This window comes from Fervidobacterium islandicum (assembly GCF_000767275.3).
GTDB classification, from domain to species: Bacteria; Thermotogota; Thermotogae; order Thermotogales; family Fervidobacteriaceae; genus Fervidobacterium; species Fervidobacterium islandicum.
On record NZ_CP014334.2, the window covers coordinates 653340 to 674230 of the forward strand.

Consider the following 20891-nt stretch of genomic DNA (forward strand, 5'->3'; position numbering starts at 1 on the left):
ATGCCAACAAAATGAAAAGACAGCGAGGAGGGAAGAATAGATGGAGCATTTCGAAAGTAAACTCGGAATAGACCCAAAAAAGGTTGAGAAGGCTCGACAATTGGCAAGAGACATAGCACTCGATGTTACAAATTTCGTTCAAAAGTACTCAACTGTGAGTGTTGAAAGAACGATTTGCAGGTTCTTTGGTATAGACGGAATCAACGATGAAGGTGTGCCTTTACCAAATGTTGTTGTTGATCATTTGAAAGAAAAAGGTGCTCTTGAAAATGGTGCCGCACTGTACATCGGCAATGCTGTACTCGAAACAGGTATGACTCCTCAGGAAATTGCAGAAGCCGTTGCAAGTGATAAACTTGATCTTACCAAATTGCCAATGCACAGTGTGGATGACATTAAGGGTGTTGTTGATGAATTAGCTGACAAAGCTATTGGAATAATAGATGAAAAAAAGGCGGAAAGACAAAGAATGCTTGAGGAACTTGGCGATCCACCACAACCGTACATATACGTCATAGTTGCAACTGGAAACATATATGAAGACGTTGTGCAAGCGCAAGCTGCGGTAAGGCAAGGAGCAGACATTATTGCAGTTATAAGGTCAACTGCCCAGAGTCTGCTCGACTACGTTCCTTACGGAGCAACTACCGAAGGTTTTGGAGGAACGTATGCAACACAAGAAAACTTCAGAATCATGAGAAAAGCCTTAGATGAAGTTGCTAAGGAAGTGAGAAGGTACGTAAGACAAACGAACTACAGTTCTGGCTTGTGCATGCCAGAAATTGCGGCCTTGGGTGCACTTGAAAGACTGGATGTCATGTTAAACGATGCACTGTACGGAATTTTGTTTAGAGATATAAACATGATAAGAACTATGGTGGACCAGTACTTCTCAAGGATCATCTTAGGTTACGCAGGAATTATCATTAACACGGGTGAAGACAACTATTTGACAACAGCCGACGCTTACGAGCAAGGCTATACCGTTATATCTTCGCAACTAATAAACGAACAACTCGCACTTTTAGCAGGCATACCGGAAGAACAGATGGGGCTCGGTCACGCATTTGAAATGGATCCTTCATTGGAAAATGGATTTTTGTACGAATTAGCTCAGGCACAATTGTCAAGAGAGCTCTTCCCGAAAGCACCTCTCAAATACATGCCACCAACAAGATTCATGACGGGCAACATATTCCGCGGTCTTGTTCAGGATGCTATGTTCAATGTTGTCGGTATATGGACAAAACAAGGTATCCAGCTACTTGGTATGATGACCGAGGCGATACACACTCCGTTCCTCTCTGACAGGTACGTAGCTATTGACACGGCAAAGTATATATTCAATAATATGAGAAACATCGGTGACGAAGTCATTTTCAAACCTGGTGGTATAATCCAAAGAAGAGCTCAGCAGGTGCTCGATCAAGCAATTGAACTGCTTGAAAAGATGAGGGAAGATGGCTTGTTTAAATCTCTCGAAAAGGGAGTTTTTGCAAACACAAAACGTCCAATAAACGGAGGAAAAGGACTTGACGGTGTTTTCGAAAAGGGCAAACATTACTACAATCCGTTCATAGAGAAAATGCTCAAAGACAAGAAAGATTAAAAACAGTTTTGTGAGGTGAAAATGCATGGGTGGAGGTCTCTATTCACTTGAAAAGAAGGACTTTGATAAGACACTGAATTTAAAAGCCATAAAACCTTACGGAGACACGATGAACGACGGTAAAGTGCAGGTAAGTTTCACACTCCCGGTTCCTGATGGAGACGAAGCTGTGGAAGCAGCAAAGCAGCTCATGAAAAAAATGGGATTGGATAACCCCATGGTAGTTTATCATCACGAACTCACTCCCGGTTTCACGTTCTTCATAGGTTATGGTGATTGTGTCCATACGGTAGACTATACAGCCATAAAAGTTCCAAAGGTCCAAGTGCACAAGATGACTATGGAAGAGATTGATGACTTTATAGAAAAAAACATCGGCAGAAAACTTGTTGTTGTTGGTGCAACAACGGGCACAGATGCGCACACGGTTGGACTTGATGCAATATTGAACATGAAAGGATTCGCTGGTCACTACGGTCTTGAAAGGTACAGAATGTTTGAGGTATACAACATGGGCAGCCAAGTCCCAAATGAAGAATTCGTAGCCAAAGCTATTGAAGTAAAAGCTGATGCTTTGCTTGTTTCACAAACAGTAACACAAAAAAATGTACACATAAAAAATTTAACACATCTGATAGAACTACTTGAAGCAGAAGGAATTAGAGACAAAGTCATAGCCATAGTAGGTGGTCCGAGGATTACCCACGAGCTTGCAAAAGAGCTTGGATTCGATGCTGGATTTGGTCCTGGTACATTTGCAGAAGACGTCGCGGCATTCATTGCTCAAGAGTGGGTCAGAAGATTCGGTAGTAAAAAATAAAAATATGCAAAAGAAAAAGGAAAAAGCCCTGGGTTAACCAGGGCTTTTGATCTAATTGGTGGAGCCGATGGGATTTGAACCCACGGCCTCTACCGTGCGAAGGTAGCGCTCTCCCAGCTGAGCTACGGCCCCACATATTACCGTTTGTTCACAACAGCACACGTTTTTGATACCTTCGAAATTTTAACATATAACTTCCGTTTTTTCAAGAGGGTGTCGAACACAAAACCAAAGAAATATTCAGAAAGCGTTAGTTAAAGATTTTTGAAAACGGTGTATAATTATATCAGAGTCAATGATTGATATACGCTCAAGGAGGTATGGTACATGAAAAGGTACAATCTGAAGAAAGGCAAGCGATACACTTTCTTCTCAGTAATTGTAATCGGTATAGTTGCTGTTATGTTGCTCTCAGTGGTTTACTACAATTCACTGAAACAGATTGTAGACAAGCCGTTCAATGATTTCAAGGTGCTAACAATCAAAGAAGCCTTTGAAAATGCATTTAAAAATGTGTCTATTCAGCCGTCAGGCTTTGGGATAGTAAATATAACGGGGATGGATGAGATGAACAATGTTTATACAGCGAAAGTGACAAAAGAAGGGTTATTGAGTATCAGTATTAATAACGAAAACGTTCCTAATCCAGAAGAATTGTATAGAGAAATATACGCAAAGGCGTTTTACAACCTAATTCTTACCAAACCCATAGCCGATTACGAATCATCAGATCCGAAGAACGTGTTGAACTATATACGCAATGTTAGTTACGACTATTTCCAAGAAAACGATCGAGAATACATTAGTTTGATAGGAAAGGACGAAAATGGAAATACCGTACAGATTATTTATAACATCGCTAAGGTTGATGGTAAGCTTCGAATAGTCCCTGACAAGGTATTTGTAAATAATAAGCTATTGAACAGTACTGAAAAAAGGATTTTTCTTGCAAAGGTTTATAAAAAGTCTGTTGACAGAGATCTTATCGAAGTTGTTAAAAACAGCTTCCTAAAAGAGTATCCATACGAATCGATCGAGCAAGTTCTTTCCAAAGTAAACAATGCAAGATGGACGATAAAAGATGAGAACAGAAAAATGGTTGAATTCAACGGAATGGACAACATAGACAACAAGGAAGTAGTCATAACGATTGGGTTTAGGATAAATGAAGACGGAGAAACCGTTGTGGAATATGCTCAGCTAAATGGACAGGATGTGGAAGCTGGTGATATACCATATTTAATATCATACCTGTACAGTCGGTACTCATCTATTGACAAGAATAGGGATATTGAAAGATATAAGCAGATCATCTTTTCTACCAAAGTTCCAAATTCAACAAAGACTTTTGGAGAGTTCTTCACACAGTATGTTAAGAACGACAAATGGGATATTCAATATGCAACCAACAATGTTAAACTTTTGGTTACTGCGGAAACAGCTTCAAATGATAAAGTTTACATGGAATTCCTTTTCACAAAAGGTGGGATTTACCTCTCAAAAGCTATGCTCAACAACGTAGAGCAAAAGTTTGACGAGCTAACCAGCAAGATATTCACTGCTGGAACAATTCAGCAGACAGGTCCCGTAGCTCAGACAACAAGCCCCGAAGGGGTTGAGAAAATAGAAAAGATTAAATCAGGAAAGATAGTTAAATACTCGAGTTTTGCAAACAACGAGGAGGCATTTAAGAGCTATCTTAGGAATTTGTCTTGGTCATACGATGCACAAAAAGACAGGGTTGTATTGACAGGTGTTGGAAAATATGGAACAAAAACCTGGAATTTCAAATTTGTTTTCGACCTTTACTTTGGTAGGGAACCCGTTCTTGAAGATATGTTTATGGACGGTATTAACGTAATTGATGAAGTCTCAGATTACGTCATCTCAAAAATCTTTAGGGTTGATACTTTAGGCAACAACATTGTAGAACTTGTCAAAAACACCGTATTCACTTTCAGAACGTATGAAGAAATACTCGGGCCTATTGGTTGGAAAATCGATAGAAACAACGATAGGGTTGTCTATACAAGCGATAATCTGCAAATCAATTTTGCAGTTGAACCGGCCGGACAAGTCAAAGTTGTCCAGGTTCTCTACAAGGGCCAGGACTGGACAACAAGATCTTATGAGATCTTAAAAACACTTGAAAACGGTGGTAACCTTGCTTCTTTAGAGCAATCACCGCAAAAAACACAAGAAACAAAAAAGGAACCTGTGAAACCGGCAACTGAACAGCCAGTAGAACAGCCTTCAAAACCTCAGCTTGAACAAAATCAAGAAGAAATCCCAGAGACACAACAGTATGGCCAGTTTTAACGCACGCAATCTTTAGATCTTTGGAACGAATGACGGCAGGTACACCTGCCGTCACTTTTTTCATTACTCGTTTCTTATTGGCATTGAGCAGAATTTATTCCTGTAGAGTTGGAATACAGCAATTGCGATCAGTAAAATTCCACCAATTATTGCTATCTTAGGCAGTAGTGTGTATTGATTGTTGAATCCCCCCGGTGAAGTGAGATTTTTGTAAATTCCAAAATACGCCCATGCAATGGGTAGAGGGAAGATTGCATTCTTTATCCTTGTCAAAACCAGCCATGTGAGTACAACGGCAACAAGAAGTATCACAACACCCCATATTTCTGGATTGATTCCAAAGCCGTTCCAATTAATACTTACGAGCCAAAGTGTGATATTTGCAACCGTTGCTATAAACAACCAGCCAGAATACAAACCAAAGGTCACTGGAAACAGAAATCTTCTTTGAGTTTGAAGTTTCCCAATTCTTTGAACTATCAAGATATCTACTATGAGCAATCCAAAGATAGCTAAAGTTGAAAGCCCAATTAAATCAAAAGAGAATAGTACTATCCAAATAATATTGAAAATACACGACAACCAGAAGAGTGGAGCTATTTCGTCGATAATATTTCCGTAATACTCATCATTTGCTCGGACTATCATAACAATAACTGAAGAAATCAGCAGAATATAAATCAAGCTCCATATACTGAACGTAGAAGGTGCAGGTGTTATCAACGTGGGATATGAATCGGAAATATCCTTTTGAGAACGACCGTTAATAAAACCAAAAGCACCCAAGGCGTTAACAACAAGTGTTAAAACAAGAAGAAGACCGCTGATCAAAGCTTTTGTTCTTCTACTCATGCTCCCTACCTCCTCTTGAAATCTTGATGATGTAGATGGGGCATAAATAAAGTACCTTGCCCTCACAAAATTTGATTTTACTTGTTAATACTCGTATCCTCATGAGTGTTTGATGTAAGCTTTCTGAGGAGATAGAAACCTGATAGGCCAACCTCAACAATTGCAAAGCTGTAGAGAATTATCATCGCCGTCACCAATACAGCAAGCCACCCCCTAAATTTTCTTTCGCCTGAGGCAAGGCCTGTTATCTCAGCTATTGCCTGACCTCCAAATAAAAGTGCAATTGCTGAAAACAAACCAAAGCCGATTTGTTTGACGTAGTTTTTCGTTCTTATCGCAACCAAGAGAAGAAGTATAGCACCTGGTAGAAAGACCAAAAACAATTCAGCAGGCATTAAAAAGTCAAACAGGAATCTGCCTCTTTCTATAAGGGCTATTATAGAAAAGAAAACAGGAGATATCACTGGAATCCACACAAGAAACAAACCTATTACTACAAGAACCTTATTCGATCGACCAGTCATGCAATTCACCAACTTTTTTGAATGTGTTCGAAACCTTTCTTTCTGGACATCGTCAATAGAGGTTCTTTCTGCCATCTTGCTCACACACTGCTCCGAGAGCATTTCTTTATCCATGTTCTATATGAACCCAGTCCATTTCATATTTGCGTAAATACAAGACATGCAATCAAACACAATATCAAATTCTATGTTCAGGGTTTTTTGGATTTGTTCATACACTCGATGAACACTTCAACTATAGTAGGGTCAAACTGAGTTCCTGCATTCCTTTTTAGCTCCTCTATTGCTTCTTCGTGTGTCTTAGGAGTGTTGTATGGTCTTTGACTTGTCATAGCATCATAAGCATCTACAATGGCTAATATTCTGCATTCTATAGGTATTTCGGTACCTTTCAACCCCATTGGATAACCATTTCCATCCCATCTTTCGTGATGATGCAAGATTAGATCGGCAATTTTTGATAGCTCCGGTGAGTTAATTGCTATCTTGTATCCTTTTTCAGAATGGCTCTTCATGATTTCCCATTCCTCCTTTGTTAACTTTCCCTTCTTGTTTAAGATATCATCAGGTATGCCAATTTTTCCTATATCATGTACCTGTGCTAAGAGAATCAACTTTTCTCTTTCATCTTCACTTAGATTCATTTTTGCAGCTATCATTTTACACATGGACATAACTCTTTCGGTGTGACCTGACGTTACGTAATCTCTTTCTGACAGCGCAGACATTAGTATGTTTATAACCTGATTCTTATTGCTCATTTCTTCCAACAGTTTATTTCTGTTCATCATGTCATCTGCTTCCTTTAATTTCAATCTATAGTCGTCATTCTCAGTTTCCAAAAGACTATATCCGTAAGAAACGCTTAACGTTAAAATCTTATCCTCATCTTTTAAACTCTCATTATAAACCTCAAATGCACTTTGAATATTCCTTATGACATTCTCAACAGTCGGCTTGTCAGCGTTTTTCAGTAAGATCAGAAATTCATCACCACCAATTCTGAACAACAGATTTTCCTTTCCAACAGAGGTTTTCAAGATCTCGGCGAAAGTTTTAAGCAGTCTGTCGCCACCATCCCTTCCGAGAGAGTCATTTACAAGTTTCAAACCATTAATATCAAAAATCAGCATTGCCATTGGCAACATTTTGTTATCGATATTTTTGCTTGTATAATCAACAAAGTAATTCAGATTATAAAATCCAGTCAGAGAGTCTTTGATTGCAATTTCTGAAAGCTTTTGCTCATATTGTTTGTTTTCTGTTATATCAGTGCATATAATAAATCCACCTATAATAGTTCCACCTATATAAATTGGAGTGCTTTTAACAATGACACTGATTGGATTTCCATCCTTTGTATGCCGAATTGACTCTTTATTAATAACTACCCCCATTAACGTTTCACCAATTTCCTTTGCAAAATCGTATCTGTCCTTTTCAAAAACAACCTCATCGAGTGGCTTATTTTTCACATTCATTTTCGTATATCCAAACAATTCTTCAAACTTCTTATTTATGTTGACTATGTTTCCCTCAAGATCAAACTCAACAATTGCGTCTTGCGAATTATCAAACAGAGTCTGATATTTTTCTCTCTGCTTTTGTTCATTAATCTTTTCACGTTTCAGCTCGTCTGTTCGCTCTTCAACCTTCTTTTCAAGTTCTTTATTGTATCTAATAATCGCTGATTGCAGTTCCTTTAATTGACTTATTTCCCTTAACAAAAGCAAATATCCGTAGCTATCTCCAAACTTATCCTTGGTCTCTTCAACATTTAAAAGGATAGGTACCCTTCTACCAGTTTTGGTTATAATGTTCATTTCGCTGCTCTCTCGACAGGAAAGATCTATTTCTGTGTCAAAGATACTATCTAAAGTCAAGGTACAAATCTCATCTTTTTCGTATCCTGTTAACTCTAACATACCTTTATTCACGTCTCTGATCCTTAGATATGGATCTAGTATTATCATCCCTTCCTTCATCATCTCAAGCACTTCAGTAATAAGTTCCTCTACTTTGAGATTCATCAACTTGTACTTTTTCATTGAATACCAAATGCCAATTATAGGTATGTTGAACAATATGACAGAAATTGGTGGTAGAGCTATCTTCTGCATCATTGGTATAACTATATCACTTACACTTCCTATGGCAAAGGGTGCAAGAATAGTTTCAATTAAAATCTTGGCCTGCTTTTTCTCTTTCAGGTATTTTGAATCTTTAGACCATTTAACTAACATGTAGAGCCCTGTTGCAGTGTAGGAAATATAGTAAATGTGGAAAAAATAATCCAGAATTAAGTTGTTATATTTTGGATATATGTAAACGTAACCCAATGAAGTTTTTACATGATCTGCTACCGTGACAGGCTTATAGAAAAAGTAAAGATATATAGAAATGAATGCAGGAATGTAAAAAAGGAATAGTTGGAGCATATTTCTTAAATACTTATCCTTTTTAACCAAAACCAAAATAAAGTGCAAAAGTATGGCATACATCAAGCTGTAGAATATAGTTCCAACTCTATGAAACGCTGTTGCTACAGCAACATCCTGAGAAATATTCATCAGTGAGTACGTAAACGCCCATGCACTGATATCAAGAGTTAACACGAAGAAGATCTTGTTTAGTCTATCTTTTGGATTGCTTAGCAAACTGTTTGCACCTAATGATAAACTTGTTATACTGGATAAGACAAACAACGCAGAAAGAAAAACCACTAATACCACCTTCTATTGATGTATAATTTTCTTCATTCTCATAAATGGTCTGGGGTTCTTGGTTTCTTGTATAACAATTTTCAAGATGCGAGGATTACTCTTGAACATTATTGTAACACAGAGAGAGGATATTAGTGCTATTTATCACAATCCCAAGAATGGAACATGATTTTCGGCAACCGTTCTGTAAGTCTAACGCTTATTAAATGAAAGAGAAACTTACTAATTCGTTGCTTTAACAAAGCTTATCGTGGGAAACATCCGCGTATCTATTTCTGAAAACAGGAGCTACTACCGAATCTAAACAAGGATTATACCTATAACTATTAAGAATTCACTGAGCTTTTTCACCATATACTTCAGCTCTGTGCTCTAAGTATAACACTTATTCTCGTACTAGGGTAAGACTGTTCCTAATAGAGAATTGCATATTATATCCGATAACAGAAGAGTACAGGATTTTTTAGCATTAGGCCGACCCTTAAGACAGCTTTTGAGACAAACATGGACCTGCTTTGGTTATTTTTTAGCAAGTCAATTTATCAAGACAATCATGGTCTATTTGCGTTTTCACTCATTGGTATAAGTGAATTAAATACTACCTTATGTACAAATCCACTCGTAGTATCTTGTTATAAAGGGGCTTCTAAGTTCCATTGTGAAAGCACTTGGTATATAATTGAGGTATAAGTATATAACTTTGGCAAAATCAACCTTCGAAAGGATGACACTGCATGGAAAAAAACACCAACTCAAGGTATTTCTTATTGGGAATTCTATTTGTCGTAGCAATAGTTGCATATGTCCTCAGTATGCAGAAAGGAGTTGTGGAAATAGTCGAGACAAAATCCGAAGATGACTTCGTGAAAATCACTATTCAAATTCCGAAGCTAAAAAACACACGAGATATCGATTTAGAAAATCAATTTAATAACATGATTCAAGACAAACTAAAAGCAATCGTCGAAGATGTCAAATCGATGGCACAGGAAGCCGCAAATGACGACATGCTTCATGGAAAATATGAGGTTCACATCTCTACACAAGTTAAGTACCAGTCAAGAGATTTCGTAAGTCTTGTTATGTATTACTATACGTTTACAGGTGGAGCTCACGGCAACACAATCATCGAGACATACAATTTGGATCTTAGCACTAACAAAATCATCACGTTAAAGGACATTTTCAACTCCAATTGCGACTATGAAACAATAATAAAAGAGGAAATTCTAAAACAGATTGAAGAGAGAATGACTGATTTCTTTGAAGAATCTATTGAATACGTGAAGAATGAGAACATATCAGAACGTACGTTTACAATAAGCAAAGATGGCTTAGAAATCTATTATCAGGACTACGAGATAGCCCCACACAGCAGTGGTTTGCCGGTGTTCAAGATTGATATAACTAAAATCAGAAATTGTCTAAAGTATAATCTGAAGTGAATGAAAAAAGTAAGATTACACAAAACTTAGATACATCCAAACCGGCACTTAAGTGCCAATTTGCTTTATATAAATCCGAGAGAAAAGTGATCGTGCAACAAATCTACTGCTCAATGTGTCTGTGCTGCACATGTCTAACGTAAGATGTCAAAAGGAAGAATCTTTACCCGCTACACATTGGTAAAACAGGCACTCGAATAGTTGCCCTAATATCATTGCCAACCGAAACAAAAAGAGCAGAAAGTACGATGTGCTTTGACCAGGCACTCTAAATCTAAAGACGCAAAATTGGGCTCAAGATAGAACGAAATGCAAGTTGAAGTCATAACAATTCCTACGTAAGTCATCTAAATTATATTAGCTATTCCTACTTATCTTCTAGTTTCTGTTTTTATTCGCTCTAGCTAATTAAATTGATAAAACTATTCAATTGTTGTTTTACTAATTCTTATTATTTACGGCATTGTCTTAGATAACAAGATGTTGCATAGGTATGTCTAAGTGTACATTATGGTCCTTACTTCCACAGTATTCACTATTGCACATAATTGCACCGACTTTCCGAAGATTTTGTCAGTTCACGAACTTTGATACCAAAAACAGTTTGGAACCCAATACGTGACCATGTTTGGATATTTCACGCAGAACAAAGCGAGCGCCCCTTCAATTACATCCTTTTATTTTGACCTATAACATTCTCGGAATTACACAAATGTACAAAACTACTTTCCAAACTTTTGGAATGCGTTATAACCGATTTTAGAAGCAAGCCTTCAAAAGAGGTTTATTTATCAATATTTTTTACCAATCTAACCTTTCATTCCCCCACCGAGACCTTGTCTTTAGAAATTGCAATATAAGGTATCTTATATTGCAGTTTTTGTTCCCAATGTCAATCTTCATATAAACAATTAATTTGAGATTATTTCAAGCCGATTTAAAACACCATCCTTTTTATTTGACCTATAAAGCATTTCATGACAGCCGATAATTCTTAATATATCTTCTCGTTTTTGAATGTGTTATAGGGCATTTTACAAGGGTGGCGTTCAAAAACTTTTATTTATACTATTTGTTGCGCGGTATGTTATGTGATTAGCATACAAACAATTGAGAAGTGCGGTGCGAAGGATAGTATTTAATACGATAATAGACGACTGTAAGACCGTACTCTGTTTTCTTATTTGTCTGTAAGATAAATACTGACGAAATGTGAATTTAAGAGCCTAAGAATAAGGGAAGACCATATAACTTAGGTATAGCTATGTTATATCTATGGTAGAAATTACACAGTTCTGACTAAGAAAATAATATATAAGAAAAGTACATTTGTCAGGCATAATAAAGTAGTCAAGATATATACAGTGTGGTTAAGCGCCGTTACTTGCTATTGGCATACTAAATTGTGTCATGGTAATCATGATAGATATACTAAGTAACAATATGAGCACTAATGAAATTTATATCTCAAACAGGTTTCAAGTTTTCAAAATGGAATTTCGAAGATTGGCATACCAGTTAAGTAAGGGGCAATCTCGTAATCTTGGTAGCATATTTGCAAGGCACCTTTTGTTATCGTAAATGGTCTTTGTGACAGGGAGGCTTTTTCAACATACGCAACGGTATCTTCGAAGTGAACATCTTTCTGCAAATTGATTTTGAGTTCACAAAAAACACTGCTAATAATCAATACGACAATAAATGCTACCAAAAGTGTGATTAAAAAACCAAAGTTTTTCCCTCTGTTTCCTCCCACATTAGATGAAGGAGTATGTCTTCGCATACATTATTAATTATACAGCGCACGATAAAGGCCATGGATTCGAATTCCATCGGCTCCACCAGATTTAACAACATATTGATGCGATGGATATGAGCCTTGAGAAATCAAGCCTATGCGTTTTAAAGGATGAACAAAGATAAGGTGAAAAATGAAGTGGTTCGACAGCAAAGCAAAAGCGTTGAAAGGTCTAAAAAGTTGATTGAATGTAAAGAAAAAAGAAAGTATTTGAAATGTTTTTGCGGTAACGATATGATATAATTGTAATAGAATACTAAAGTTGTAACATATCAACAGATAGAATAAATCTATAAGAAATGGCAACTACCTATGCAAGAATATTAGGTTAATTGGTTAAGCGGAAAATATGGAGTTTCATTTAAAACAAACTTAGCTATTGTGATAGTAGTACTTTATTTTGTTAATCCCATAGATGCCCTACCAGATGGCATTCCTTCTCTTGGCATAACAAATGATGCGGATGTATTTGCGCTCATAATAAACCAAATTAGAGTTGAGTTGGATAGATACAAAGAATGGAAACGATGACTTATTCATCTTGCGAACCTACCTTTTTCAAGAGTTGTTTGTGAGTGTCTCATATTTAAAGGATAATGTGCTTTTTGGAAAGTTTCAATAGTTTTAATAAACATTATAATAAATTTATTAATTGGAGGGATCGATTTGGCTGGTGACAAAATAACCTTAAGACAGCTTGAAACACATCTTTTCAAAGCAGCTGATATACTCAGAGGTAAGAATGTTATAATATATGAGAAGAGCTTTTTCTTTGATTCAACGGTGGAATATCAAGACAACTTTACAAAAAGCAGTGGGATCAAAAAGAAACTATCGACGTCCGGCTTAAAATTTTTTAATGATATTCGATTTCCGTCATGAAAGTGCGTGTTGGACAATATGGAAAGGAGGGGGAGTGAAAATAAAAAAGAGCAAAACTATTGTGAGTCCTTGGGTACCTTTCAACACAAAAGTTGTTGGTTTTGGATAGGAAGCTGGAAAAAAGAAAGGAGAAGTTGATATGAAGAAATTGGTTTGGCTTTTTCTTTTGGCAGCGTTGATTTGTACTGCAGCAAGTATTACTGAATTTGAGATATCTGTAAGTCCTGCGAGCGTTTTAACGATTTATCAAGGAGAAAGCGGAAGCATAACGCTGACGGTAGTAAGAAAAAACTTGGATCAACCAATCGTGTTAAGTTTAGAAGGTGCGCCAAGCGGAATAACGCTGAGCGGAATAACACTGAGCCCAACAACCGTGGTTAGATATGCAAGCGATGATATTAGATATGGAGAAAATATAAAACTCGTATTATCAGTACCATCAAGTGTGTCGGTTGGGACATACAACATGAAAATAGTTGTGAACAGCGGTGAAATTACTAAAAAAGCAGATATAACAGTTGCGGTTGCGTCTCGAGGTGGTTCAAACACCCCAGTTACGGTTGTGACTTCAGGACTTGCAAACAGCCCTTGGCCTATGTTTAGAGGAGATTTACAACACACAGGAAGGAGCAAATATATTGGATCGCAAGTTGCAAACGTGAAATGGTATTATCAAACCAATGATAGGATCAACTCCTCTCCAGCAATAGGCCCTGACGGAACAATATATGTTGGATCAACAGACGGAAATCTCTACGCCATAAATCCCGATGGAACTTTAAAATGGAAGTATACTACCGATGATCGGATCATCTCCTCACCAGCGATAGGATCAGACGGTACAATATATGTTGGATCAACAGACGGAAATCTCTATGCTCTAAACCCAGATGGAACTTTAAAATGGAAGTATACTACCAGTAGTTGGATCGCCTCCTCCCCAGCGATAGGCTCTGACGGGGCAATTTATTTTGGATCCAATTATTTTAGATCTTATTCAGTTGGATCTGAATCAGGATACTTTTATTGCCTAAACCCAAATGGAACATTGAAATGGAATGTTTTTATAGGTTCATATGTTGACGAGGATGGAAAAGCCTGGTCCGGAACCGAGTCGTCGCCTGCAATAGGTGCAGACGGAACGGTATATATCGGTGCTTACGACGGAAAACTATACGCAATTGGAGACTGAAACTTGAGGTGCAAAATTATTATTTGTATCACTTGAAAGAATTTGCTGAATCCTTCGGTGGAACACACCGAAGGATTTAATTTATACGTTTTGTTTCCTTCCTAAAATTCTTTTTGTTCTGCTGAAGGCTTTCATTAAACACACGATCAGCAGTGCAACAATCGTTCCAAAACCAGCTCCTGTCATGTCGATTATAACATCGTTCAACGATGAACCGCGGTTGTAAAAAAGCTGGTTGTATTCATCGAGGACCGCTGTAACAGTCGGAATAGAAACTCCAGAAAGAGCTGAGAAAATAACTCTTTTGAGTTTGTGGGTTTCTTTAAGTGCGTAAAACAAGACAAGTGTAGTAAGAAACCCAAGTCCGAAATAGAGCCCAAAATGAGCTGATTTTCTAAGAAGCATCTCAGTTGGAACGTATTCGGTCTTGAACCACCAGCGTTTTAATTTTGTTTCTAAAGAGATAAACCATCTTGTGTTTGAAAAATCTACTATGCTGTCAATCTTTTTTAGTGCGCGGTAAACAAACCTTGCCTGCCTTTCAGATTCTTGCGGAAGGCTTGATGAAAAATAAAAAATCATGCCGATCCACAGAAGCACAGCTACAATTAAGACTGCGTACACAACGCTTCTAACCTTGACTTTCAATTTCGTTTCCTCCTCGGTTCAGAAGCTCTACAAGTCTTTCGAAACTTGTTTTTAGATTTTTTTCGTCAAACGGAATATCTCTTTCCAAAGCGTATTCATATCTTACAAAAAGATTTGTGAAAAACTCGAAATCATCATTCTTAAATACTTCTAATAGCTCGTAAGGTGTTAGATGATCAAAGCTTTTAAAAAATTCTTTTCGAATGTAAAGATAAGCGTGCTTTACAAATTCAAGTCCTTCAAGCTGGAGTATCTCTTCAAAAGAAAAATCGGTTTTGAAAAACAACGGCGCTGCATCTTCATTTTCTTTTTCAACCAAAACCGTACTTTCACCACTTTCTAAAAGGATTTTAAAAAGCGGAATTAGAGAACATATAATCAAACATGTTCCAACTACGTTCAAAATCGTTATAAGTCTTGAATAGTTCCTTTGGGAAGCTAAATTTTTCTGGTTTTGAGCGTACCAAGTTACCGTTGCTTGTTTGGATATTATTTCTCTTTCAATTTGATCTGTTGAATTTGACTGATAGAGATTTGTTTGGTAATTAATTCTCGAGATCGTGAAAAGTATCGTGGAAAAAATAGTAACTGCAAAAATAATCAAAAGCCCCAACGCAGTTCCTTTTGTGAATTTTAGTTTAGCTTTGACAGCTGAAATCAGTATAAGAGCGAATGTTAGTAAAAGCTGGATGGAGAGAATTATTTCTCTTACCAAAAGATCTTTTCTTTCCTTTTCAGATATCTCAAGGTCGCTTGTTTGAAGTTCCCCAGTTCTTGCTTCATTTTGCGGCTTTTCTTGACGTTTTACCTCAACATTGAGATTGTACTCTTCAGCAGGTTTTATTTCAGGAACTAGAGCAGGAGCTAATTTAAGAGTCGTTCCTGAAAGTGGGATCAAAAGTATTAAAGGGAGAATGTAGAGAATTTTTGAATCTCTAAAGTTTTTCAAAGCGTAAATTAAAAGAGTACCAGCTTGGAAAATAGGAAGATAAGTAAAATTATTGTTCAGTCCAGAGAGCGGTGTTGAAAGCAGAAGAATTGAAAAGATCAAAAACGGGGTATACTTGTTCTTTGCTCTTTTGTAAGTTAAAACAAAAATCAGACTTGCTGAAGCGAAAAAGTTTGACTGGATAGCTACAAAGACCGCATAACCCAAACTTAGAATAAAGGTTTCTATTTTGCTTTTCGTCTTAAAAATTCTAAAAAGCAAAGCGAAAGAAACTATTGATAGAAGATTGATTTTAGTTGAAAAAGAAAGAAAAGACAGTGCGATTATCAGGCCATCCAGCAGTATATCTACCATATTGCTTCGATCCATTCTTGCAGAGCTGTATTTTCGTACCATATCTGAACTGAGATATGTTCTTGAGCTAAGATTTTTGCGTACTCATATGTTTTTCTGACTTCAAGTGGTAAGTCAAAATAGCTTTTAAACTTTCCTGTAACACTTTTTCTGTAGCCGTAGGGCATAAGCATAACTATCACTTTTCCAGAGTGCGATTTAAGCCTTATCAACTCTTCAACTTCTTCGACAGTTAAGTACATTCCTATCAGTATAACCGTATCCGCTGGTGTTAGAGAATCTTTTACACTTCCAAAAAAGTCTGAAGTAAGGTTTTGATTTTCTATCGTTCCTTGTGCAAGTGCTAAGGGTTCATAGTAAAGTGAAGGGTCTTTGAATCTGTAAGTGCTAACACCGTTTTTGTCTGAAATTGAAAGTTGGATAGGGATATGTTTGGCGCTTAAATAGTTCACAAGACCAGCTACTGCGCTGACAGCATCTTCTTCGTATTTTTTTCTTATACTTTCCCAAGCTTTTTTGGAATAAACCGCGCCGGAAAGATTAAGATCAAGGAGTACGAAAACCTTCGCACTTGAAGTGTATTCGTACTCCTTGACCATCAATTTATCAAATATGGACGCCTCTGAATATAAAGAATATATTTTTGGTATGCTTTTTCTAAAATATGCATCAGATGTCTTTGAGGAAAAAAGACAGGAGTTAAAAGATACCTATAAGCTCATGGGATTTTCTGAAGAGCAAATACATGAGCTTTTAGAAGATCCAATCTCTTATGGCGATGCCTTTTTTGTACCTGAAAAGGCAAGATGGGAAAATATTTTGAAATTAAAAGAGGATGTAGGAAATCAACTAAATAAAGCCCTGAGCGCTTTAGAAGAAGCAAATCCAGAGCTTGATGGAGTTTTGAAACACATAGATTTTAACGCAGTAAAGGGAAAAACCCGACTAAAGGATCAGCAGCTTATTGACCTTATTAATCATTTCAACAAGTATAAACTGACACCTTCAAACTTTGAATTTCCTGATCTGCTTGGTGCTGCTTATGAGTATTTGTTAAAGGAATTTGCCGATTCAGCTGGTAAAAAAGGAGGCGAATTTTACACACCGCCACATGTCAAAAAATTAATGGTAAGATTAGTTAAGCCCCGTGAGGGCATGTCAATTTATGACCCAACTGTGGGCTCTGGTGGTTTTTTGATTGAAGCGTTCCACTACGTTGAGGAACAAGGACAAAACCCAAGAAACTTAGCTCTTTACGGGCAAGAACTCAATGGATTGACATGGTCTATATGCAAAATGAATATGATTTTGCATGGCATCAATGATGCAAAAATTGAAAACGAAGACGTACTAACAACCCCCATGTTTTTGGAAAATGGATACATAAAAAGGTTTGATAGAATATTAGCCAATCCACCTTTCTCAGAAAATTATAGCCGCGCAAATATGCAGTTTGAAGAAAGATTTAAATATGGCTTTACTCCTGAGAATGGGAAAAAGGCAGACCTTATGTTTTTACAGCACATGATTGCAAGCCTGAAAGATGACGGAGTAATGGCAACAGTTATGCCCCATGGAGTTTTGTTCAGAGGTGGACAGGAAAAGGTTATAAGGGAAGGGATTGTAAGAGATGATTTGATTGAGGCAATAATAGGACTGCCACCGAAGCTTTTCTACAACACCGGAATACCTGCTTGTATTATTGTGATTAATAAAAACAAGCCAGAACATTTAAAAAATAAGATCTTGTTTATTAACGCTGATAGAGAGTATGGAGAAGGTAGAAATCAGAATTTCTTGAGACCAGAGGACATAGAAAAAATAGTTACAGTGTTCGAAGAGAAAAAAGAGATACCTAAATACTCAAGGCTGGTTGATATAAAAGAGATAGAGGAGAATGATTTTAACCTAAATATCCGACGGTATGTGGATAATTCCCCAGACCCTGAAATCGAAGATATTCGTGCCCATCTTTTTGGTGGCGTACCGAAGAGTGAAGTATTGCTGTATGAAAAACAGTTGAGGAAATTTAACTTGAGCTATGATATTTTGCTGGCAGAGAAGAGTGAAGATTATTTGGAGTTTAAAAAGGACATTACTGACAGAAATCAAATTAGGGAACTGATTGATAATTGTACTGAAGTGAAAGCTACAATAGAAAAACACAAAGAAAAACTTTTGGAGTGGTGGCAGGTTGTAAGGACTGAAATTGAACAGTTTTACAGTAAAAACAATCTTTGGAAGTTTAGAAATGAAGCTTTAGAAAAATTGAAAGATAGCTTATTGCCAATAGGAACATTTGATGAGTTCAAAATAGCGGGCATATTTGCAAATTGGTGGGAAGAACTTGTTTATGATTTTAAAAGTATAGTTTCTGCGGGTTGGAACAAGAATTTGGTTGAAAGAGAAAAAATTAAAGAAAAATATTTTAAAGAAGATATAGAAGAAATTGAAGATCTTGAAAGCAGGCTTGCAGAACTTGAAGCAGATTTAAGTGAGCTTTTAGAAGAGGTTGAAGACTGGGATGAAGAAGAGCAAGGGGATAAAACTGCAAGCAAGGTCAAAGAGTTTCTGAAGGACTTGGTTAAAGATTTAAGATCAAAAGACAGCGAGGCTGCAAGAAGGGAAGCAAGAAAATGGGAAGATTTGTTAGAAAATATTGCTCAAAAAGAAAAGGAAATTAAAAATGTAAAAAGTGAGATAGGCAGAAAGCAAAAGGAACTTGAAAATAAGATTGATGAAAAGATTGAGTCAATTACCCAAGAAGAAGCGAAGGAGCTATTAATCGAAAAGTTCTTCGAATTAATTAGCAATCAACTTGAAAAGTACTTAAATGCAGAGAAAAAAGAACTGATAAAGATTTTTGAAAAGCTTTGGGATAAATATCATGTGTCTCTTGAACATCTTTTAAAGGAACGAGAGCAGGAAGTCAGTAGGTTAAATAAATTTTTCGAGGAACTTGGATACTATGAGAGAGTCTAAACAAGTGGAATTTGAAGTACAGAAAAACAAAGAGTATATTAAAACAATCTGGGCATTTTAATACTATGCAATAGGTATATTTCTTATATGTTTTACCTTATAGACTGATTGAGAAATAGAGAAGCGACACAAAAAGAAGGTTGAACTTTGCAAAGAAGCGGGAGTTCCAGAATTTGAGTTTAATGAAGAAGACGGTTTTGTGGTCGAATTTTATAAAGACATAATACACAGAAGAGTATTTAAGCAAGCTTGGGTTAAATGGAAGGCAGATAAAGACAGTTATGTATGTAAAGGAGAAAGGAAAAATAACGAATAAGGAGTATCAGGGAATTGTAATATTTCAAAAGCAACAGCTATGAGATATTTGCCATAACTTATCAATATAAGTATTTTCTTACTTTGTGGTGAGAGTAAAAGTATGTTGCATTATATAATTATGAACCAAAAGTGAGTCCAAAATAGTCCGAATGAGTTAAAAAAGCCAAAGGAATTAAATGGAGGTATGACTGTGAAAGTGGATAAGAGAAAACTTCCTGAAGGTTGGAAATTGGTAAAGTTGGGGGAAGTGATAACTTTTATTAAAGGCAAAGTTCCCAATAAACTATCAAACATTCAAGAGCATAGTATGGTAATATACTTATCACCAGAATATTTAAGAGGAAACATCAACGAAACATTTTTCTGCAGTGTAAAAAATGTTATTTTAGCAGATAATGACATAATAATATTGTTTGACGGTTCAAATGCTGGAGAAATATTTTTTGCAGAGAAGGGTGCAATTGCTTCAACTATGGCTAAGGTAGACATTCAGACAAAATTTATTCATAAAATTTTTCTTTATTATGTTCTAAAATCATATGAAAGGTTAATAAAATCCCAAATAAAAGGTTCTGGCATTCCTCATGTAGAAAAAAATATTTTCGAACTACTTTTTGCACCTCTCCCCCCTCTCCCCGAACAACGCAAAATCGCTGAAATACTTGAGACAATTGATATTGCAATTGAAAAAACTGACGCCATTATAGAAAAATACAAACGCATAAAGCAAGGTTTGATGCAAGATTTGCTTACTAAAGGAGTGGTAAGTGAGGGTGAAGGTGAAAGTGAGAGGTGGAGGTTGAGAGATGAGAATATTGATAAATTCAAAGACTCACCGCTTGGTAGGATTCCTGAAGAGTGGAAAATTCGTAAATTAGATCACCGTGAGATAACTATTATGATAACAGATGGTTCTCACTATTCACCACAACCGGTTGAAAATAGTGAATATTATATAGTAAATATTGAGAACATAATTAATGGAAAAATTGAGTTTGAAACATGTAAAAAAATCTCACCAAAAGATTACAAGAAATTAGTTTCTAATAAATGCAATCCAAAATACAGGGATGTATTATTTACAAAAGATGGGACAGTTGGAATTACTCTTGTTTTCAGTGGGGAAAGAAATGTGGTGTTATTGTCTTCTATTGCTATTATACGTCCTTCAAATTGTTTAGATTCATCTTATCTCAAATATTCTTTGGAGACAGAACAGATTAAAAAACAAATTGATATCTTAATAGGTGGAAGTGTATTAAAGAGAATTGTATTAAAAGATATTAAAAGTTTATTAATATTTATTCCCCCTCTTCCCGAACAGCAACGCGTAGCTTCAATTTTATCCCAAATAGATGAAGTCATAGAAAAAGAGCAAGCCTATAAGGAAAAACTTGAAAGAATAAAAAAAGGCTTAATGGAAGATTTGCTAACAGGCAAAGTCAGGGTAAACCACCTTATTGAGGAGGAATAAAA

At 36.4% G+C, this 20891-nt stretch carries 16 protein-coding genes and 1 tRNA gene; 9 read left to right on the top strand and 8 right to left on the bottom strand.

The annotated features are described in order from the left end of the window. Positions 1-40 precede the first annotated feature (40 nt). Both kamD and kamE read left to right on the top strand, forming a co-directional pair. On the top strand, positions 41-1609 hold the full coding sequence (gene kamD, locus NA23_RS03075; protein ID WP_033191142.1) for a lysine 5,6-aminomutase subunit alpha: 1569 nt from the start codon (positions 41-43) through the stop codon (positions 1607-1609). A gap of 25 nt (positions 1610-1634) precedes the next feature. Then, positions 1635-2429 carry a lysine 5,6-aminomutase subunit beta gene (gene kamE, locus NA23_RS03080; RefSeq protein ID WP_033191141.1) on the top strand — a complete coding sequence of 265 codons (795 nt, stop codon included), beginning with the start codon at positions 1635-1637 and terminating at the stop codon, positions 2427-2429. A 56-nt stretch (positions 2430-2485) separates the two neighbouring features. Here kamE and NA23_RS03085 read toward each other — a convergent pair. Beyond that, a tRNA-Ala gene (locus NA23_RS03085) sits at positions 2486-2561 on the bottom strand. 195 nt (positions 2562-2756) lie between these two features. Here NA23_RS03085 and NA23_RS03090 point away from each other — a divergent pair. Beyond that, positions 2757-4748, top strand: a complete 1992-nt coding sequence (locus NA23_RS03090) for a hypothetical protein (protein ID WP_033191140.1) — start codon at positions 2757-2759, stop codon at positions 4746-4748. A 63-nt stretch (positions 4749-4811) separates the two neighbouring features. Here NA23_RS03090 and NA23_RS03095 read toward each other — a convergent pair whose 3' ends face one another. The 3 genes from NA23_RS03095 to NA23_RS03105 all read right to left on the bottom strand — a co-directional run bounded on the left by NA23_RS03095 (position 4812) and on the right by NA23_RS03105 (position 8847). Beyond that, the gene (locus tag NA23_RS03095) at positions 4812-5600 is read right to left on the bottom strand and encodes a TspO/MBR family protein (RefSeq protein WP_033191139.1); all 789 of its coding nucleotides are present in this window, start codon (positions 5598-5600) and stop codon (positions 4812-4814) included. A gap of 77 nt (positions 5601-5677) precedes the next feature. Further along, entirely contained in the window at positions 5678-6208 is a 531-nt protein-coding gene (locus NA23_RS03100) for a hypothetical protein (RefSeq protein WP_062946213.1), read from the bottom strand. Between the two features lie 107 nt (positions 6209-6315). Beyond that, entirely contained in the window at positions 6316-8847 is a 2532-nt protein-coding gene (locus NA23_RS03105; RefSeq protein WP_052107071.1) for an HD domain-containing phosphohydrolase, read from the bottom strand. 734 nt (positions 8848-9581) lie between these two features. Between NA23_RS03105 and NA23_RS03110 the strand changes: the two genes are divergently transcribed. Then, complete coding sequence (locus tag NA23_RS03110) at positions 9582-10292, top strand: DUF3298 and DUF4163 domain-containing protein (RefSeq protein WP_052107070.1); 711 nt, start codon at positions 9582-9584, stop codon at positions 10290-10292. A gap of 1486 nt (positions 10293-11778) precedes the next feature. On the opposite strand, the gene NA23_RS03115 is transcribed toward NA23_RS03110, so the two are convergent. After that, positions 11779-12048: an RsiV family protein gene (locus tag NA23_RS03115; RefSeq protein WP_014451152.1), complete on the bottom strand. Its 270-nt coding sequence runs from the start codon at positions 12046-12048 to the stop codon at positions 11779-11781. Between the two features lie 423 nt (positions 12049-12471). Between NA23_RS03115 and NA23_RS03120 the strand changes: the two genes are divergently transcribed. The 3 genes from NA23_RS03120 (at position 12472) to NA23_RS03130 (ending at position 14164) form a co-directional block, all read left to right on the top strand. Next, positions 12472-12621 (top strand): YkvA family protein, encoded by a 150-nt coding sequence (locus NA23_RS03120; protein WP_158510125.1) that lies wholly within the window; start codon positions 12472-12474, stop codon positions 12619-12621. A gap of 135 nt (positions 12622-12756) precedes the next feature. Then, on the top strand, positions 12757-12972 hold the full coding sequence (locus tag NA23_RS03125; RefSeq protein WP_033191137.1) for a hypothetical protein: 216 nt from the start codon (positions 12757-12759) through the stop codon (positions 12970-12972). 139 nt (positions 12973-13111) lie between these two features. Further along, entirely contained in the window at positions 13112-14164 is a 1053-nt protein-coding gene (locus tag NA23_RS03130; RefSeq protein ID WP_052107069.1) for an outer membrane protein assembly factor BamB family protein, read from the top strand. An 81-nt stretch (positions 14165-14245) separates the two neighbouring features. Here NA23_RS03130 and NA23_RS03135 read toward each other — a convergent pair whose 3' ends face one another. From NA23_RS03135 to NA23_RS03145, 3 genes are read right to left on the bottom strand one after another with little or no spacing between them, the layout of a single operon-like run. After that, positions 14246-14812 (bottom strand): VanZ family protein, encoded by a 567-nt coding sequence (locus tag NA23_RS03135; RefSeq protein WP_033191136.1) that lies wholly within the window; start codon positions 14810-14812, stop codon positions 14246-14248. After that, entirely contained in the window at positions 14796-16115 is a 1320-nt protein-coding gene (locus NA23_RS03140) for a hypothetical protein (RefSeq protein ID WP_014451289.1), read from the bottom strand. The genes NA23_RS03135 and NA23_RS03140 overlap by 17 nt, the downstream gene beginning before the upstream one ends. Further along, positions 16109-16714, bottom strand: a complete 606-nt coding sequence (locus NA23_RS03145; protein ID WP_052107068.1) for a DUF58 domain-containing protein — start codon at positions 16712-16714, stop codon at positions 16109-16111. The genes NA23_RS03140 and NA23_RS03145 overlap by 7 nt, the downstream gene beginning before the upstream one ends. Positions 16715-16727: 13 nt before the next feature. On the opposite strand from NA23_RS03145, the gene NA23_RS03150 reads away from it, so the two are divergent. Beyond that, the gene (locus tag NA23_RS03150) at positions 16728-19097 is read left to right on the top strand and encodes a type I restriction-modification system subunit M (protein ID WP_236938513.1); all 2370 of its coding nucleotides are present in this window, start codon (positions 16728-16730) and stop codon (positions 19095-19097) included. Positions 19098-19605: 508 nt separating this feature from the next. Next, positions 19606-20889, top strand: a complete 1284-nt coding sequence (locus NA23_RS03155) for a restriction endonuclease subunit S (RefSeq protein ID WP_033191135.1) — start codon at positions 19606-19608, stop codon at positions 20887-20889. Positions 20890-20891: the final 2 nt, after the last annotated feature.

Excerpts from the sequence above, each read along its gene's own strand:
- kamE (WP_033191141.1), top strand. The coding sequence starts at position 1,635 with ATGGGTGGAGGTCTCTATTCACTTGAAAAGAAGGACTTTGATAAGACA.
- NA23_RS03095 (WP_033191139.1), bottom strand. The coding sequence starts at position 5,600 with ATGAGTAGAAGAACAAAAGCTTTGATCAGCGGTCTTCTTCTTGTTTTA.
- NA23_RS03140 (WP_014451289.1), bottom strand. The coding sequence starts at position 16,115 with ATGGTAGATATACTGCTGGATGGCCTGATAATCGCACTGTCTTTTCTT.
- NA23_RS03150 (WP_236938513.1), top strand. The coding sequence starts at position 16,728 with ATGGACGCCTCTGAATATAAAGAATATATTTTTGGTATGCTTTTTCTA.
- NA23_RS03130 (WP_052107069.1), top strand. The coding sequence starts at position 13,112 with ATGAAGAAATTGGTTTGGCTTTTTCTTTTGGCAGCGTTGATTTGTACT.
- NA23_RS03110 (WP_052107070.1), top strand. The coding sequence starts at position 9,582 with ATGGAAAAAAACACCAACTCAAGGTATTTCTTATTGGGAATTCTATTT.
- NA23_RS03145 (WP_052107068.1), bottom strand. The coding sequence starts at position 16,714 with ATGGTCAAGGAGTACGAATACACTTCAAGTGCGAAGGTTTTCGTACTC.
- NA23_RS03090 (WP_033191140.1), top strand. The coding sequence starts at position 2,757 with ATGAAAAGGTACAATCTGAAGAAAGGCAAGCGATACACTTTCTTCTCA.
- kamD (WP_033191142.1), top strand. The coding sequence starts at position 41 with ATGGAGCATTTCGAAAGTAAACTCGGAATAGACCCAAAAAAGGTTGAG.